Source organism: Ruegeria sp. AB5 (assembly GCF_056542645.1).
In genome coordinates, this window is record NZ_JBQGAE010000006.1 from 233635 (window position 1) to 249275 (window position 15641).

The following is a 15641-nucleotide window of genomic DNA, read 5'->3' on the forward strand; positions in this document are numbered from 1 at the left end:
GACAAAGCCCGCCGCCATGTCCAGACGCCACTACAATCTACCCCCGTTGGCGACCCTGTCCGCCTTCGAAACCGCCGCGCGGCATCTGAGCTTCAAGGACGCCGCGGCCGAGCTTTCGGTGACACCCGGAGCCGTCAGCCATCAGATCAAGGCGTTGGAAGGTGATCTGGGTGCCCCACTCTTTCAACGCAAACATCGCGGTGTCGATCTGACGGAAGATGGCCGCGCCCTGTTGGACGCGCTGTCCTCCAGTTTTGGTCGGATTTCCAAAACCCTTGAAACGATCCGTGATCGGCGTTCGAACAGCAAGGTCACGGTTGGTTCGACGACGGCGGTGGCCGCGCTGTGGCTGTCCCCGTCCCTCATCCGGTTTTGGCGGGAAACGCCGGATTTGAACGTCAATCAACTTTCACAGGATCGCCCTTTTCGCGACAGGCCGGACATCGATTTCTTTATTCGATATGGGCGTGACAGTAATTCGGAACTGACCCACACGCCCCTTTTCCGCGACATGCTGATCCCGGTCGCGGGTTCTGGACTGGCCCAGGATCTGGCCGGGGCTGATCTTGACACGCTTGCCCGGCAGCGGTTGATCCATCTCGACAGCGAGGACCAGAGCTGGACCACCTGGCCCGAGTGGTTTCAGCATCTCGGCTGCACCCAGCCCATCGCCACCGAGGCGCGCGTCAACAGCTATTCCGTTGCTTTGCAACTGGCCAGCCAAGGGGCGGGGCTTGTCCTGGGATGGCGCAGGCTGATCCAGCCCTTGCTGGCCTCGGGCAAGCTGGTCGCGGTTGGAACCCATCAGTTGCAAGCCCCCAATCAATTCTACCTGGTTGGTCGTGCGGACGATCAGCTGTCGGACAATGCACAGGCATTGAAAAGCTGGATTATTGACGAAGTGCATCGAGGTTCGGTTTAATCACACTCAATCGTTGATGAGCTTTTCTGGTATTGAGTGACACCCGCTCTCTCGGTCAGAAGCAATAGACCCAACCCCGGCGTGCAGGAGGATCTGATGAACACCCACACCCCGCTCTCGTCTGTTTTGTCCGACGTGAACACCGCAAACGGCCTGCCGAACGAACACTATATCGATCCGGCTGTCTTTGCCGAAGAAAAGCAATCGGTCCTGTTTGCCAACTGGTCGGGCATCGGGTTTGGCAAAGATGTGCCCGAAGCCGGGGATGCGAGGCCGGTGGATTTTCTGGGAATGCCACTGTTGATCGTCCGCGACCGGGACGGGGCGATTGGTGTGTTCCAGAACACCTGCCGCCACCGGGGCATGATCCTTGTCGACGCACCCAGAAAGATCGCAGGCGTGATCCGCTGCCCCTATCACAGCTGGTGCTACGGGCTGGACGGTACATTGCGCGGCACGCCGCATGTCGGTGGCCCGGGGCACAATACCCATGAAGATGTGAAACTGGACGAGCTGGGCCTGATCCGCATCCGGTCGCATGTCTGGCGAGACGTGATTTTCGTGAATGTGGACGGCAACGCCCCGGATTTTGGAACTGCCCATGGGGCGCTGATCGAACGGTGGTCAGAGTTCGAGCAACCGGTCTTCCACGGCGGTGCTGAGTCCTCGTTCAAGCTTGAGGTTAAAAGCAACTGGAAACTGGCCGTCGAAAACTACTGTGAAAGCTATCACCTGCCTTGGGTACATCCCGGGCTGAACAGCTATTCCCGGCTTGAAGATCACTATAACATCGAACTGCGCGATCACTATTCCGGGCAAGGTACGCTGGTCTATCGCCAATTGACCGACGAGGCCGGCGCACGCCTGCCGGATTTCGTCGGGCTGGGCACGCAATGGGATGAAGGGGCCGAGTATGTCGCGCTGTATCCCAATGTTCTGTTGGGTGTGCAGCGCGATCACGCGTTCGCCATTGTTCTTGAGCCGGTTGATCAGGAACACACCATCGAACATATCGAGCTCTACTATGCCAATCCCGAAGGCGACACGCCCGAGTTGGACGGGCTCCGCAGCACCAATGCGAAACAGTGGAAGACCGTGTTCGAAGAAGACGTGTTTGTGGTAGAGGGGATGCAGAAAGGCCGCCACGGAACGTTTTTTGACGGCGGTCGCTTTTCGCCTGCCATGGACGGACCAACCCATAACTTCCACCACTGGGTTGCCACCCAGATCGAAAAGGGCCGAAATGCGTGACAGTAGGCTCAGCAGCTGACACGTGGTGCATCGACAGGGCTGCGCTTGAGCGTGATCTGCTGGATGCCCATGCTTGTGGCGATCACGGGGCTTTGGTGCATCTTTACACGCTGGCCGCTGAGGACCGAGAGCAGGCGCAGGATATTGATGCTGCCTGCTTCTTTCTCACTCAGGCCTTTGTATTCGCATTGGAAACCGGCGCACCGGAAGCGGACGATCTAAATCGCCGATTGGCCGAGCGTGGCCGGGCACACCGATTGCAGTTCTGACCGGTCTGCCGGGTCAACTGTTCTGGTAGTAGAAAGACAGCTTGCGGCTTGCGCCTCCTGGCGGAGGCGGGAAAGGCGCGGCGCTTCTGACTTGCTCCTTGGCCGCCCGCTCTACCCGTTCCGACCCTGAACTGCTGATGATATCCACCCATGCCAACGAACCGTCCGGGTTGATCTCAAAAAACACCTGCGCATAGCCCCGTACCGGTACATAAACCACCGGCGCGCGGTTCAGATGCACCAAGACCTGACCGGCATAGTTTGTCGTTGTTGCATTGCCCGGGCCCCGTCCACCTGCGCTGTTGCCCCGATCCGCTTGGGTAAACGCGTCCACACCTTCGCGCTGATAGCGGGCCAAGGGGGACTCGATTGTCTGTTCAGGGAATTTCAGATTGTCGAAATTGCGCGAACCCGGAAGCGTCGGCTGAGGGTCTGTCAACGGTCGTTGGCTGGGCAGGCGTGGTCGCAATGAGGTTGTGACCGCCCGTTCCGACTCGGTGCTTTCCTCAACGGGCTCTGTCTCTTCGGGGACAGTGTCGACGGCGATATCGGGCTCAAGCGTGTCTTGGTCCAGGGGGATGACAGGAACCGGAGCAACCTCTGTCGGCGGCAGCGCTGCAAGCTGCTCGGGTTGCGGCGTTTCAACCGGTTCCACGGGATCTGCGGTACTGGCCTCAGGGATCTCGGCAAGCTCAGCAGGATCGACCGGCGGTGTTGTATCGGTGTCGTCACTGGCCGCTGCATCAGTGTCCGATTGATCCACGGATTGGGTCACTTCGGGCTCTGGCACTTCAGCTTCGGCCCCGTTTGCGCTGCCGGTATCCGGTGCGCGGACCTGATCCTGCGGGTTGGGCGAGGCGACCCGCGCATCGCTCGTCGGGACCTCAGCCAGTTCAGGTTCCGGAGATGTCTCGACCGGCGGTTCAGGCACCGGGGCCTCTTCCGGTTCAATCGGTTCGGGTGGCGTCTCAGCCAACTCTTCGAAAGCCGTTCCCAAGGCGATGCTGTCTTCGGGATCGCCCGGCGCGTTTGGGCGTTCCGAAAGAGTTGAAGACGTCAGTGTCAGCCCCAAAATGTGCACCAAAAGCGACACGAGAATGGCCACAAGGGCCACGATGACCGAGGTCCGGATCATTCCAGCGCCTGCTGGGTCACCAGAAAGACGGATGTGGCCCCCGCGCGCCGCAACGCTCCGGTGACCTCGATCAAGCGAGGGCCTGAGGCGGCCCGGTCGGGCACGATCCGCACCGCGTCGCCTTGATGATCGGCCATGTAAGATTCAGCGTCGACGGGCGCGCCCCGAAAACTCAGCGAGCCATCCGCGTGCAGCACCAGGGCATCCGGAGGATCGCGCCCGTCCAGCTCGGATGTGTCCACAAGTTCAAGATCAGGGTCCAGTGGTGGCGCGACAGTGCCTGCGATCAGGAAGAAGATCAGCATCAGGAACACCACATTGATCAGCGGGATCGTCGAGTCGCGTCTGCGGCGTTGGGGAATGTGACGGATCATCGGACTACTCCAGCACCGTGACAGTCAACCCGTCGCGCCCTCGCAACGGCACCAGTATGTCCACAAGGCGTTGTGCAGACGTATCGGCATCCAGACTGATCAACACCTGGCCTGTTTCCACCTGTGCCAAAAGATCACCCAGCGTCACCTGCGTTCCGTTCAGGACCAACCGGTCCACGCCGAGCTGCAAAAACAACCGGTCGGCCGGGGCACTGGTTCCGCTGCCTCCGGCGGTGGCTTGCGTCAGCTCGATCTCGCCGAACCGCGAAAAAGTCGAAGACAGCATGAAAAACAACAACAACAGGAAAATGACGTCGATCAGCGGCGTCATCGACAAAGGGCGTCTGACAAAGGGTGCCGAGCTACGCATGTTCTGGCGCTGATGACGTGGCGGGTGCCTCGGCCATCGCACGAATAGGCTGGCCGGGGACCAGAACCGTCCGCAAGGCCTTGTCGGCAAAAACACGTTCGCGCGCGGTGCGGCTTTCAAACCAGGACAACACCATCGAGGTCGGCATGGCCACCGCCAGACCCACCGCCGTTGTGACCAGAGCCACCCAGATACCACCAGCCAGCAAGGAGGGATCGACCGATGACCCTGCCGTTTGCAAGCTCTGGAACGCGTTGATCATGCCCAAAACAGTGCCAAACAGACCCAACAGCGGTGCCAGTTGCGCCACCGTATCCAAAAGGCGGAAACCGCGTTCCAGACCGGCCAGTGCCAACCCCGCCTCTGCATCCAGACGGTCGTCCATGCCGGGCACGTCAGACGCATCCATTGCCGCGCTGACAATCGGTGCAAGATAGCTGCTGCTGTCGCGCAGCCTCGCCCGCGCGACCGTGCGGTCGCCCCTATCCCAGGCCGCCAGAGCCTCGGACAAGACCTTGTGACGCCCGACCCCGCAGGCTGCGAATTGCCAGAGTTTGTAGAGCGTGACCGCCAGCGTCAGAACTGACATCACGATCAGAACCGCCACCACTGGTCCGCCCAAAGCAAGAATTTCGCGCAACGCGCCGAAGATATTCATCCCAAAAGCTCCACTTTGACCCGGCTGCTCAGGCGCAGCGCCTCATGGCAGATACCGCTATCCTCGCCATTGACCACGCAGGTATTGGACCCGTTGATCAGGGTCCGCCCAACCGCCGCGCAATCCATGCCCGGCAGGTCGAACTGGCGCACGCGGGGCCGGTCGGCCGGAAGGTCACGGAAATCGAACAGCGACAGGCTGACCACCCCGCCATTGGTATCGAAAATCACCGTTTCGAAAACGGCCTTGTCGATGGCAGTTCCGGTTCCGTTATTCACCAGAAAGGTCAACCGGCACGCGCTGCCGACATTCTGAACCGTATTCAGTTCGACTGACAGAACCTTGGGTGACGGGCTGTCGGATTGCGCCAGCGCGCCCACAGGCAGCGCCCCCGCAAGCAGTGCCGCACAGGCAAGGCGATGAAACGACATGGACAAGCTCCCGATTATTTTTGCCGGTCAAAACCTCATACCTGAGGCTGCAGACAGGTAAAAGGGTAGCCCGGATCGTCGCGGATCAACGGACACTCTCAACATGGTGAGGACGCCGGTTTGTACAAGTCAGACTATTGGCCCGTCGATACAAAGCCGTCTGTGCATCGCATGACCCATACGCTAGAGTGATCGCATGGCTGTCTCCTGTCGTTTCCGATTGTTGCTGATCTGGCCGTTCGTTGGCTTGGGTCTGGCGATTGGCCCGGTCCATGCTGCCGATCGCGTTGCATTGTTGATCGGAAACTCTGACTACAACGCACCAGACATGGCCCTGCGCAATCCGGTCAATGATGTGGTCGCACTGGGGGCGACCCTGCGAGAACTGGGTTTCACTGTTGCCGAGGCCACTGACCAGAATGCTGCCGCGATGGATCGGGCGTTAACAGCATTTGGCAAGGCCGCGCAGGGCGCAGAGATGGCCGTCTTTTTCTATGCCGGCCACGGGGTACAGATTGGCGGTCAGAATCATCTGATCGGCACGGAATTCGAAGGAAACGACCTGACCGCCCTGCGGCGCAGCTCGGTCACCATGGACCGGGTGCGCGATGTGATGGCCAAGGCCGGGCCTGAGGTGGGCATCCTGCTGCTTGACGCCTGCCGGAACAATCCGTTTTCGGACAAGGGCATTGTCGAACAAGGGTTGGTGCGTATTCGGGGTGGGGCTGGTTTGCTGATCGCTTATGCGACCGACCCCGGCAACGTTGCCTATGACGGGCTGGGCGACAACAGCGTCTTCACCTCAAGTCTGCTGGACCATATCGCGACGCCTGATCTGGATGTGCGGCTGATGCTGGGACGGGTCCGGCAACAGGTGGTTCTGGAAACCGAAGGACGCCAGATTCCCTGGGTCGAGGAATCGGTGTTGGACGAACACAGCTTTGCCCCCGGTTTGCTCTCGGACGGACCGCAGGACGAGATCGAGGCCGATATGGCCCACTGGCGCAGCGTCTCCGCCAGCGGTGACCCACAGGATTTCGAAACCTATCTGCAGACCTATCCTGACGGCCTGTTTGCCGCCTTCGCCAGGGATCGCATCGCACTGTTGAACACAACCGCGGCAGCCCCTGCCGCACCAATCAGCGCCACCTTGGCCAATGCCGAGCCCGACAAGCTGGCTGCCGCGCTGTCGACGCTTGGCCTGATGCCGGACGGACCAAGTCGCAATCTGACTCCTGCGCTGGATCAATACCGCCGCCGCCTGCCCGTGCAGGAAACCGCAACCGCCGAACGGCTGTTCGAGGATGCGGCTGAGGTCTCTGTGTTTCTGGCCGCGACCACGCTGCAAAGCCTGCGCACCGATATCGTGGCCCTGCGCAGCGTCGAACGCACATTGTCGGTCGCCGAAAACGCTCTGGGGCAGATCGAAGAGATCGCGCGCTCGAACCCGGACGCTTTGCCGGTACTGCAACAAGCGCGCAACGATATCTACGACATCTACCGCTCGCGCGGGGTCATACTTCGACGGCTGGACCAAAGCCGCAGCTACTATGACGAGCTGTTGACCCGTGCCGTGGTGTTTTTTCCGTCAGATCCCGGATCGGATGCCTTTGACGTTACGGAAACTTCGCGTAACCTCGGCCAAGCCAATGCGCGGTTGAACGAAGATGCCGCATTGTTCCTGCGACATGTCGCGCAGGCCGAAGAGAGTAAAAAAGGGAGTTACCAATGGCTGGCAGATCTCATTCCACCGGGCTGATCGTCGCTTTGATGAGCGCATCACTGGTCCTGTCGGCCTGTGGTGGCGGTGGCAGCGCACCCGAAACCCTGACCGCCGTGCGGGGCGGCTCGACCCAGGCCGAGGCAGATTTGGCAAAACAAGCCGCCGCCATGCAGAAGACGATCCTGCAAGGTGCGGTTGCCGGGGGGGTGACCGGCGGGGCGATTGGCTTCGGCCTTGGTGGCACCGATGATATCGGGTCGGGCGTCGCAATTGGTCTGGGGGCCGGAGCCCTGGCCGGAACCTACGTGGCCTTCGTGCAGCGCAACTATGCGGGTCGCAAAGCACGATTGCGGCAGATCGAAAAGGATCTCGACAAGAACGCCGCCGAGATGCAGACCACGCTGAATGTCATGAATGAGGTTCTGGCGGCGCAGAAGACCGAACTTGGCGCGCTGAAAGCAAGCGCGGCGGCGGGCACTGTCGATCAGGCTGAATTGCAGCGCGAATTGACCGAGGCCAATGGCAATCTGGCGCAGATGGAACTGGCTATTGACGGGGCTACCAGGCGGCAGGCCGAGTTTTCCGAAGCCCGCAACCTGACGATCAAACGGGGCCAAAGCGCCTCACCCATTGATAGTGATCTGGCAGCCCTGTCCAATCAGATTTCGCAGATGCGCGGGATTGCAAGCGATCTGGCGTCATCGCTGTGAAGGGGCCGCAGATAACCCGTTGGGCCGTTCTACCCTGCCTGTTCCTAGTGGCATGCCAAACCACAACCGACCCGGCTGACGGTGGTTTCTTTGCTGGGGTGTCCGGCATTGCGACCGGGGCCTATGACGACCAGATCACCGCCGCTGAAAGTGACGTTGCGGCTGCGCAGGCGCGCAATGATGCTTTGGCAGCGCAGATACGGGCATCCGAAACCGAACTGGCCCAGCTGAAGCTTAAAATCCTGCAACAGCGTGATGCAATCGGGGGCGCGGATGCCGCCACATCGGCCCGGATCGACAGGGTCCTGAACGCCAAACCGCAAGGCACAACCGCGCAGGCTCAGCTTGAGGCGCTGCAACGCAGCATCTCTGAGGCGCGCGCACTCAGTGCAGATTTGGCTCAGCTGTCAGGATAGAAACCGCTGCCCGCAAAACATGCACAAGGTCGGTTTTTGTCGTTTGGGGGCCGTCATGTCGCAAAACTGCTAGTGCATCGGGCGAATTCGCCCGACAATTTCTTATGACTTGTCTGTGTGTTCCAAACCGTCTGGATCGCCGCGCAACCGGCTGCGATCTTGTCGTGCCGCGACGGTAGTCACCCGTTCGGGTGCTCTGCCATCACTGTTTCAGACGACAACGGACCACTTCATGACAACCGCACTGCGCCTTGCCATCGACATCGGTGGCACATTTACCGATACCGTGCTTGCCTCGGGTGACGAGACGGTTCTGGCCTCGACAAAGACCCTGACCACGCATCAGAACCCGGCTGAAGGTGCCATGGAAGGCGCGCGACGGGTCATGGAAAGCACCGGCCGGTCGCTGGCCGACGTGACGGGCTTCATTCACGGCACGACCTTGGCCACAAACGCCCTGATCGAGCGGCGCGGCGCAACCGTGGCAACCGTAACGACCGAAGGGTTCCGGGATATTCTGGAAATCGCCTACGAACGCCGCTACGCACAATACGACATCAACCTTGAAAAACCTGATCTTCTGGTCCCGCGCGAACGCGCGCTGACCCTACGCGAGCGTGTCTCGGCGACCGGTGAGGTTTTGATCGGTCTGCAGGACAGCGCCATCGACGACCTGCTGTCCGAGATCGACAACAGCGGAGCCAATGCGGTGGCGATCTGCCTGATGCATGCCTATGCCAACCCCGCGCATGAACGCCGGGTGCGGGACGTGCTGGCCGACAAACGCCCCGACCTGACCGTGTCGATCTCGTCCGACGTCAGCCCTGAGGCGCGCGAGTTTGACCGTCTCTGCACGACGGTTGCCAATGCATATATCCAGCCGCTGATGGAGACCTACCTGACGCGCTTTGTCGAACGGTTCACAGCGGGGGGGATTGCCTGCCCAATCCTGATGATGACCGCCGGTGGCGGGATGTGCACGCTGCAAACCGCTGCCCGCTTCCCGATCCGGCTGGTGGAAAGCGGACCCGCCGGAGGTGCCATTCTGGCCGCCCGCATTGCAGCCCGCGCCGGAATCAACGAGGTACTGTCCTTCGACATGGGCGGCACAACTGCCAAGCTGTGTCTGATTGACAACGCCCGTCCCCAGACCTCGCGCCAGTTCGAGATCGCGCGGGCCGCCCGGTTCATCAAGGGCTCGGGCATGCCAGTACGCATTCCTGTCATCGAGATGATCGAGATCGGCGCAGGCGGTGGCTCTATCGCCGGTGTCGACCGGCTGGGCCGCCTGACTGTTGGGCCGGAATCGGCTGGCTCCGAGCCTGGCCCGGTGGCCTTCGGTCGCGGCGGAACCGAGCCGACTGTGACCGACAGCGATATAGCCTTGGGCTATATCGTGCCGGACACTTTTGCCGAAGGGTTCATCAAAATCGATGCGGACGCGTCGCACGAGGCGTTGCAGCACGTGATCGGCGCGGCGCTTGAGACTGACGCTACAGGTGCCGCTGACGGGGTCAGCCGTATCGTCGACGAAAGCATGGCCAGTGCCGGGCGGATGCATGCCGTTGAATCGGGCAAGGACCTCGGCCCGCGCACAATGATCGCATTTGGTGGCAACGGCCCGCTTCACGCCAGTCGCGTGGCGCGATCTGCGGGCGTCAGCCGCATCGTGATCCCACCCAACCCCAGCGTCGGCTCGGCGGTGGGGTTCCTGTTTGCGCCCGTTTCGTTTGAGATCGTGCGCTCATACTATTCGCTGCTGGGCGCATTGGATTTTGCGGCGATAAACACCCTTTTCGACGACATGATCTCCGAGGCCAGTGCCGTAGTTGCACAAGGCGCAGGCGGTGCCTCAACTGAAACCCTGCGCTCTGCTTTTATGCGCTATAGTGGTCAAGGGCACGAGATCGAAATACCCCTGCCCAACCGTTTCCTGACTGTCGAAGACCTTGCTCCTTTGACCGAGGCGTTTGAATCGGAATACCGCAAACAGTTCTCGCGCCCCGTTCCGGGTATGCAGATAGAGATCCTGAATTGGGCGGTCCGCGTCGCGACACCCGACGCTGCTGTATCCGGTCTACCCGCTATCCCGGCATTGACCACGCTGATCCCGACGGAAAAACGGACCATCACCTGCGATGTGGATGGGCAAGCGAAAGAGGCCGGATTCGTCGCGCGTGCAAGTCTCCAGCCCGGTGACCACGTCCGGGGCCCCGCGCTGATCCACGAACCGCAGACCACGACTCTCGTCTCGGCTGATTTCTCCGCCCATGTGGATGCCATCGGAAACCTTGTCCTGATTCAGGACTGGAAAGGAGATGTAGAATGATCCCCGATCTGACCCCCGCCCGCCTGCAAGTAATGTGGAACCGCCTGCTGGCTGTTGTCGAGGAACAGGGCCAGACCCTGATCCGCGCCGCCTTCAGCCCGATTGTGCGCGAATGCGGCGACATCTCTGCCGGGATTTTTGACGTGGACGGCCGGATGCTGGCGCAGGCCGTGACCGGCACGCCGGGCCACATCAACACGATGGCCGAGGCGGTCCAGCACCTGCGCGCAGCCTTCCCGGTTCAATCCATGAAACCCGGTGACATCTATATGACCAACGACCCCTGGCTGGCCTCGGGTCACCTGAACGACTTTCTGCTGATGATGCCCGCCTTCAAGGATGGCAAGGTTGTGGGTTTTACGTCCTGCACCTCGCACCTGGTCGATCTGGGTGGGCTGGGCATGGGCCCCGAAGGCTCAGATATCTATGACGAGGGTCTGCTGATCCCGCCCTGCAAACTGGTCGAGGAAGGCATGCCGAACGCGCTGCTGCTGGACATCATTCGCGCCAACAGCCGTGAACCGGTCGCGAATGAAGGTGACATCTACGCTCTGATCGCCTGTTGCGAGGCCGGAGTGACCCGGCTCGTGTCGATGATGGACGAATTCGGCATCGACGATCTGGATGCGCTGGGGGCCTATATCATCGACACCTCGCGCCGAGGTACATTGGAGGCCATCGCACAAGTGCCCGCCGGGGTCTACAAGAACGTCCTGAAGATGGATGGCTATGAGAGTGAGTTGGAACTACACGCCACCCTGACCGTCACCGCCAAGAGGATGCACGTGGATTTCACCGGCACGTCCGGCTGTTCGCGCAAGGGTATCAATGTGCCTCTGAACTATGCCACCGCCTACACCGTTTTTGCCCTGCGCTGCATTGTGGGGTCGGACATCCCCAACAACGCGGGATCGCTGGAGCCGATCACGGTCGACGGCCCCAAAGGCTGTATCCTCAATGCGCAGCGCCCAGTGCCCGTGGCGATGCGGCACACTTTGGGGCAGGTCACCCCCGATCTGGTTCTGGGTTGCCTGCATCAAGCGCTACCAGATCAGGTGCCCGCCGAAGGCGCATCCTGCATGTTCGACCTGCCGATGCGCCATGCCCCCGAGGTGGCGCGCGACGGAGGACGCGAATTCGCAGTTGAGCCGGTTCACAATGGCGGCACAGGTGCGCGACCTCATGCGGATGGGTTGTCTGCAACAGCGTATCCCTCGGGCGTGTTCGGCAGCCAGGTCGAGATCACCGAAAGCGTCGCCCCGGTCACGATCTGGCGGCGCGAGTTGCGGCCCGACTCGGGTGGTGCGGGAAAATTCCGTGGCGGGCTGGGGCAACGGATCGAGATGACCTCGGCGAATTGTGCGCCATTCATTGTGTTCCTGTCGGTCGAGCGGCTGAAATTCCCCGCGCTTGGCCGGATGGGCGGGCTGCCCGGAGCCCCCGGACGTATCCGGTTCCGCGAAGGCAAAAGTGACATCGCCGGCAAGGGTGAGCTGCGTGTCGAAGACGGTGACTACCTGATTTTCGAAACCCCCGGTGGGGGTGGCTTTGGCGATCCGGAAGACCGAGACCGGGACGCGCTGGCCTTGGACCTCAAACGGGGCTTGGTCACTGACAAAGGGGCTAAAGCCTACGGGGGTTCTTCATGATCCGTCCTGTTCCCCATGTCGGTGCCATGGCCGCCTACGCGCTGGCTGATCTTGGTGGTCCTCAGACAATTTCACTGGCACAGAACGAAAGCGCCTTTCCTCCCAGCCCCGCTGCTGTCGCTGCCGGACAGACCGCGATGGCCGACATGCGTCTGTACCCCGATCCGGACTGGACCAACCTGCGTGCTGTGATTGCCCAGGTCCATGGGCTGGACCCGGTCAACATCCTGTGCGGGGCGGGGTCCATGGAACTGATCGGCAGCCTGATCCGCGCCTATGCAGGGCCGGGAGATCGGGTGCTGGGTACGGATTACGGCTATGCCTTTGTCGCCTCAGCCAGCGCGCAGGTACAAGCGGACTATGTTAAGGCACGCGAGGTTGATCTGACCGTCTCGGTCGACGACATCTTGCGGGCCGTCGCACCCGAAACACGCATTGTCTTCGTCTGCAATCCCGGCAATCCGACGGGCACGGTGATCGCGAATGCCGAGATCGTGCGACTGCGGGACAAACTGCCCGGCGACGTTTTGCTGGTGGTCGATCAAGCCTATGCTGAATTTTCGGATGAACCCCATGATCCGGCAGAGATATTTGCCCTGACCCATAGGGGTGACACGCTCGTTACTCGCACTTTTTCCAAGGCCTATGGTCTGGCGGGCGCGCGGGTCGGTTGGGCCTATGCACCGCCTGACATTGCCCGAGAGCTGCGCAAGGTGTTGAACCCAAACAATGTCTCGATCCCCTCGCAGGACGCTGCCGCGGCGGCCATGCGCGATCAGGCACATATGCGAAACGTCGTGAAAAAGACCGCCCATATTCGCGATGTTTTCACCAAAGACTGCCGGGCCTTGGGGCTGACTGTCCCGCAAAGCCACACAAATTTCGTTCTATTGCGCTTTGCGTCAAGCCAACAGGCGCAACAGGCCGATGCAGCCTTGCGCGCGGAAAATCTGCTGATGCGGGGGATGGGCAGCTATGGCCTTGGCGACTGTCTGCGCGCCACGATTTGCGCACCTGAAGTCATGAACCGGGCGCGCGATGTGCTGAAAGGAGTGTTGACATGACCGACACCCGAACCGCGGCCAGGATCGGCGTTCTGGTGCCCTTCACCAACACCAATCTGGAGCCGGATATGGCGTTGATGCGCCCCCCAAACACCACCCTGCACTTTCAGCGCATGGGCGGGTATGACGTCGATGAAACTCCCGGCTCGGACCAGATGGCGGGGTTGGGCGCATCGGATATCAGCCACGATCTGCGGATGATATCCGGGGTGCGGCCCGATATCGTGCTTTATGGGTGCACCTCTGCCACGCTGACCCATGGACCATCCTTTGACGCTGATCTGGCGGACCGGATTGAATCCGGTTCAAACGCCGCGTCGGTAACGGCGGCGGGGGCGCTGATTGCCGGAGTTCACGCGCTTGGTGCCACCAAGGTTGGGTTCTCGTCGCCCTATCTGGGTGAGATCAACACACAGGCGATGGATTTCCTGGCCCAAAACGGCATTGAGACCGTCAAGTGCGCCGATATAGGCCGCGAGTTGGGCAATTATGGCCAAGGCGAACTTACGCCAGACGAGGTGTTCGACCTTGCCTGTCAGGCCGACCACGTACAGGCGCAGGCCATCGTCCTCAGCTGCACCGACATGCGCTCGGTCGAGACCATTGGCCGGATCGAGGCCAAGCTGAACAAACCGGTGGTCACGTCAAATCAGGCGATGATGTTCCGCCTGATGCAAGCGCTCAACCTGCCTCGCCATGACAGGTTGCCGGGACGTTTGTTTGATCACCTCTGAGGGGCGCATCGATATCGATTTCATCACTGGCCGGAATACAGCATCTTTGACTGAGCGTCCGTTGGACCCAACAGGGACGTTTTCTGTCACAGGTTGGGATGACTGACGGTCGGTACGTCCAAAGTTACCTAGACAGCCCTTCTACGCCGTGTCGGGTGGACAGTAGATCAGTGCACCGAGGTCCGAGAATTTTGATGTCGGATCGGTCAAGCCCAGCACCGCATCGCGGATCGCCGCAGCGCGGGTGTGGCCGAGCGACGGAGAGGCGAATTCCATGAACTTGTCGACCACGTCGGATCGATCCATCGGGGCCTCAGGCCCGCCGCGCGCGTGAACGTCGCCCGATTCCAAAACGCGCCCGTCATTGAGCGTCATGCGGACATCTGCGAAACGACTTTGAGGGAAGCGATCCGAATGGCGCGCGTCTTCGGTGACAGCGATGCGTTCGACAATCGATGCCACCAACGGATCGGACAGGCCGGTCCCGGTTATATGCTCTGCTCCAATGCGCCCATAGGCCACCATCGTGGCGACGGCAAAGGGCAGGGAATACTGCGCCTTTGAAGTGTCGTCAGGCATACCCCGAAACAGGCAGGCACTTTCCTTGAAGGTGTTCACCTGAATCAAGGCGATGTCCTCATGGTTCAGGTCATGGTCACGCATCAGTTCGCGGGTGGCGTCGATGGCAGCGTGCGCCCAACGGCAGATCGGATAGGGCTTTACGTATTGATGTTCCATCTGCCAGAACCTGCCCAGATCCTGCCAGTGCGGGGAGACCTCGTCTGCTTCGATGGTGATCGCGGGCGCGCCGGTAAAGCCTTTCTCGGCCAGAATGGCCGACGAGATGCCGACGAGGGCGCCCCAGCCCGAGCCGTCATGCAGCATGGTCGGGTTGGCGATTTCGCGCATCATCTGGCTGCGGGGGCCGTGATACTCGGCGATCCCCATGGCCTGTCGCAGCTGTTCCGCGCCAAGGCCGCGCAGCCGGGCGGCCACAGCGACGACCCCCAAAGCATTCCACGCGCCCGAGGTGTGATAGTCGCTGACCGTGTTGTGCAACGAAATGCCCGCACGCCCGGCCACCTCATACCCTATAATCACGGTCGCCAGTGCCTCGGGGCCTGAAAAATCCGGAACCGTCTCGGCCAAGGCAGCCAGCGCAGGAACGATCGCGACGCCGATATGACCTTTGGTCGGGTTGTATCCGTCATGCCCGTCCAGATTGTCGGTCTGGGTTGCAGCAGCATAGGCGGCACCTGCCACACTGACCCGACGGCCATCAAACAACATCCGCGCACCAAGCCCTTCTTCACCAGCACCATACAGCGCAACCGCAGCGTCGCGCGCTATCGTCCCGGCCTCCATCGGGCCGGACCCGATGGTAATGCCCAATGTATCCAACAGCATCAGCGCCGCTGCAGTCCGCGTCGACTCGGGAAAATCCCCGACAGCGCTGCCAAGGGTGAAATCTGCAACCTTTTGAAACGTCTCTGCCACGGCCCGCCCGCTGAAACATATTTGAAAACGCCGAAGTTGGGCACAACGGTACGGTCTTTCATACCGGACGGCACGAAAACATTGAGGGGGCTATGATGCTGGATTTTTT

The 15641-nt window shown here is 61.0% G+C and carries 16 protein-coding genes; 10 read left to right on the plus strand and 6 right to left on the minus strand.

The genetic code is table 11. From position 1 onward, the window contains the following. Positions 1 to 16 precede the first annotated feature (16 nt). The 3 genes from ACR0L4_RS13170 to ACR0L4_RS13180 all read left to right on the plus strand — a co-directional run bounded on the left by ACR0L4_RS13170 (position 17) and on the right by ACR0L4_RS13180 (position 2442). Positions 17 to 922: a LysR substrate-binding domain-containing protein gene (locus ACR0L4_RS13170; RefSeq protein ID WP_480513522.1), complete on the plus strand. Its 906-nt coding sequence runs from the start codon at positions 17 to 19 to the stop codon at positions 920 to 922. A 96-nt stretch (positions 923 to 1018) separates the two neighbouring features. Continuing rightward, positions 1019 to 2173, plus strand: a complete 1155-nt coding sequence (locus tag ACR0L4_RS13175) for an aromatic ring-hydroxylating oxygenase subunit alpha (RefSeq protein ID WP_170749713.1) — start codon at positions 1019 to 1021, stop codon at positions 2171 to 2173. Continuing rightward, positions 2170 to 2442, plus strand: a complete 273-nt coding sequence (locus tag ACR0L4_RS13180) for a hypothetical protein (RefSeq protein ID WP_480513525.1) — start codon at positions 2170 to 2172, stop codon at positions 2440 to 2442. The genes ACR0L4_RS13175 and ACR0L4_RS13180 overlap by 4 nt, the downstream gene beginning before the upstream one ends. Before the next feature lie 13 nt (positions 2443 to 2455). Here the strand turns inward: ACR0L4_RS13180 and ACR0L4_RS13185 are convergent, their stop codons facing one another. Genes ACR0L4_RS13185 through ACR0L4_RS13205 form a run of 5 tightly spaced genes read right to left on the minus strand, consistent with a single transcriptional unit; the run spans position 2456 to position 5410 of the window. Beyond that, positions 2456 to 3577: an energy transducer TonB gene (locus ACR0L4_RS13185; protein ID WP_480513527.1), complete on the minus strand. Its 1122-nt coding sequence runs from the start codon at positions 3575 to 3577 to the stop codon at positions 2456 to 2458. Continuing rightward, complete coding sequence (locus ACR0L4_RS13190) at positions 3574 to 3951, minus strand: ExbD/TolR family protein (protein WP_480513529.1); 378 nt, start codon at positions 3949 to 3951, stop codon at positions 3574 to 3576. Before ACR0L4_RS13190 ends, ACR0L4_RS13185 begins: the two co-directional genes overlap by 4 nt. A 4-nt stretch (positions 3952 to 3955) precedes the next feature. Then, the gene (locus ACR0L4_RS13195) at positions 3956 to 4321 is read right to left on the minus strand and encodes an ExbD/TolR family protein (RefSeq protein WP_480513531.1); all 366 of its coding nucleotides are present in this window, start codon (positions 4319 to 4321) and stop codon (positions 3956 to 3958) included. After that, positions 4314 to 4979 carry a MotA/TolQ/ExbB proton channel family protein gene (locus ACR0L4_RS13200; RefSeq protein WP_480513533.1) on the minus strand — a complete coding sequence of 222 codons (666 nt, stop codon included), beginning with the start codon at positions 4977 to 4979 and terminating at the stop codon, positions 4314 to 4316. The genes ACR0L4_RS13195 and ACR0L4_RS13200 overlap by 8 nt, the downstream gene beginning before the upstream one ends. Then, the gene (locus ACR0L4_RS13205; RefSeq protein ID WP_170749718.1) at positions 4976 to 5410 is read right to left on the minus strand and encodes a hypothetical protein; all 435 of its coding nucleotides are present in this window, start codon (positions 5408 to 5410) and stop codon (positions 4976 to 4978) included. Before ACR0L4_RS13205 ends, ACR0L4_RS13200 begins: the two co-directional genes overlap by 4 nt. Before the next feature lie 196 nt (positions 5411 to 5606). Here ACR0L4_RS13205 and ACR0L4_RS13210 point away from each other — a divergent pair, with 196 nt between their 5' ends. From ACR0L4_RS13210 to ACR0L4_RS13240, 7 genes are all read left to right on the plus strand, one after another. After that, positions 5607 to 7169, plus strand: a complete 1563-nt coding sequence (locus tag ACR0L4_RS13210; RefSeq protein WP_170749719.1) for a caspase family protein — start codon at positions 5607 to 5609, stop codon at positions 7167 to 7169. Continuing rightward, entirely contained in the window at positions 7139 to 7843 is a 705-nt protein-coding gene (locus ACR0L4_RS13215) for a hypothetical protein (protein ID WP_480513536.1), read from the plus strand. The genes ACR0L4_RS13210 and ACR0L4_RS13215 overlap by 31 nt, the downstream gene beginning before the upstream one ends. Continuing rightward, on the plus strand, positions 7840 to 8259 hold the full coding sequence (locus ACR0L4_RS13220; RefSeq protein ID WP_480513538.1) for a hypothetical protein: 420 nt from the start codon (positions 7840 to 7842) through the stop codon (positions 8257 to 8259). Before ACR0L4_RS13215 ends, ACR0L4_RS13220 begins: the two co-directional genes overlap by 4 nt. Before the next feature lie 232 nt (positions 8260 to 8491). Next, positions 8492 to 10588 carry a hydantoinase/oxoprolinase family protein gene (locus ACR0L4_RS13225; RefSeq protein ID WP_480513540.1) on the plus strand — a complete coding sequence of 699 codons (2097 nt, stop codon included), beginning with the start codon at positions 8492 to 8494 and terminating at the stop codon, positions 10586 to 10588. After that, positions 10585 to 12237: a hydantoinase B/oxoprolinase family protein gene (locus tag ACR0L4_RS13230; protein ID WP_480513542.1), complete on the plus strand. Its 1653-nt coding sequence runs from the start codon at positions 10585 to 10587 to the stop codon at positions 12235 to 12237. The genes ACR0L4_RS13225 and ACR0L4_RS13230 overlap by 4 nt, the downstream gene beginning before the upstream one ends. Further along, on the plus strand, positions 12234 to 13301 hold the full coding sequence (locus ACR0L4_RS13235) for a pyridoxal phosphate-dependent aminotransferase (protein ID WP_480513544.1): 1068 nt from the start codon (positions 12234 to 12236) through the stop codon (positions 13299 to 13301). Before ACR0L4_RS13230 ends, ACR0L4_RS13235 begins: the two co-directional genes overlap by 4 nt. After that, positions 13298 to 14035, plus strand: coding sequence for a maleate cis-trans isomerase family protein (locus ACR0L4_RS13240; RefSeq protein WP_480513546.1), 738 nt, complete (start codon positions 13298 to 13300; stop codon positions 14033 to 14035). Before ACR0L4_RS13235 ends, ACR0L4_RS13240 begins: the two co-directional genes overlap by 4 nt. 141 nt (positions 14036 to 14176) lie before the next feature. Here ACR0L4_RS13240 and ACR0L4_RS13245 read toward each other — a convergent pair whose 3' ends face one another. After that, positions 14177 to 15532 carry an MmgE/PrpD family protein gene (locus ACR0L4_RS13245; RefSeq protein WP_480513548.1) on the minus strand — a complete coding sequence of 452 codons (1356 nt, stop codon included), beginning with the start codon at positions 15530 to 15532 and terminating at the stop codon, positions 14177 to 14179. Positions 15533 to 15641 lie beyond the last annotated feature (109 nt).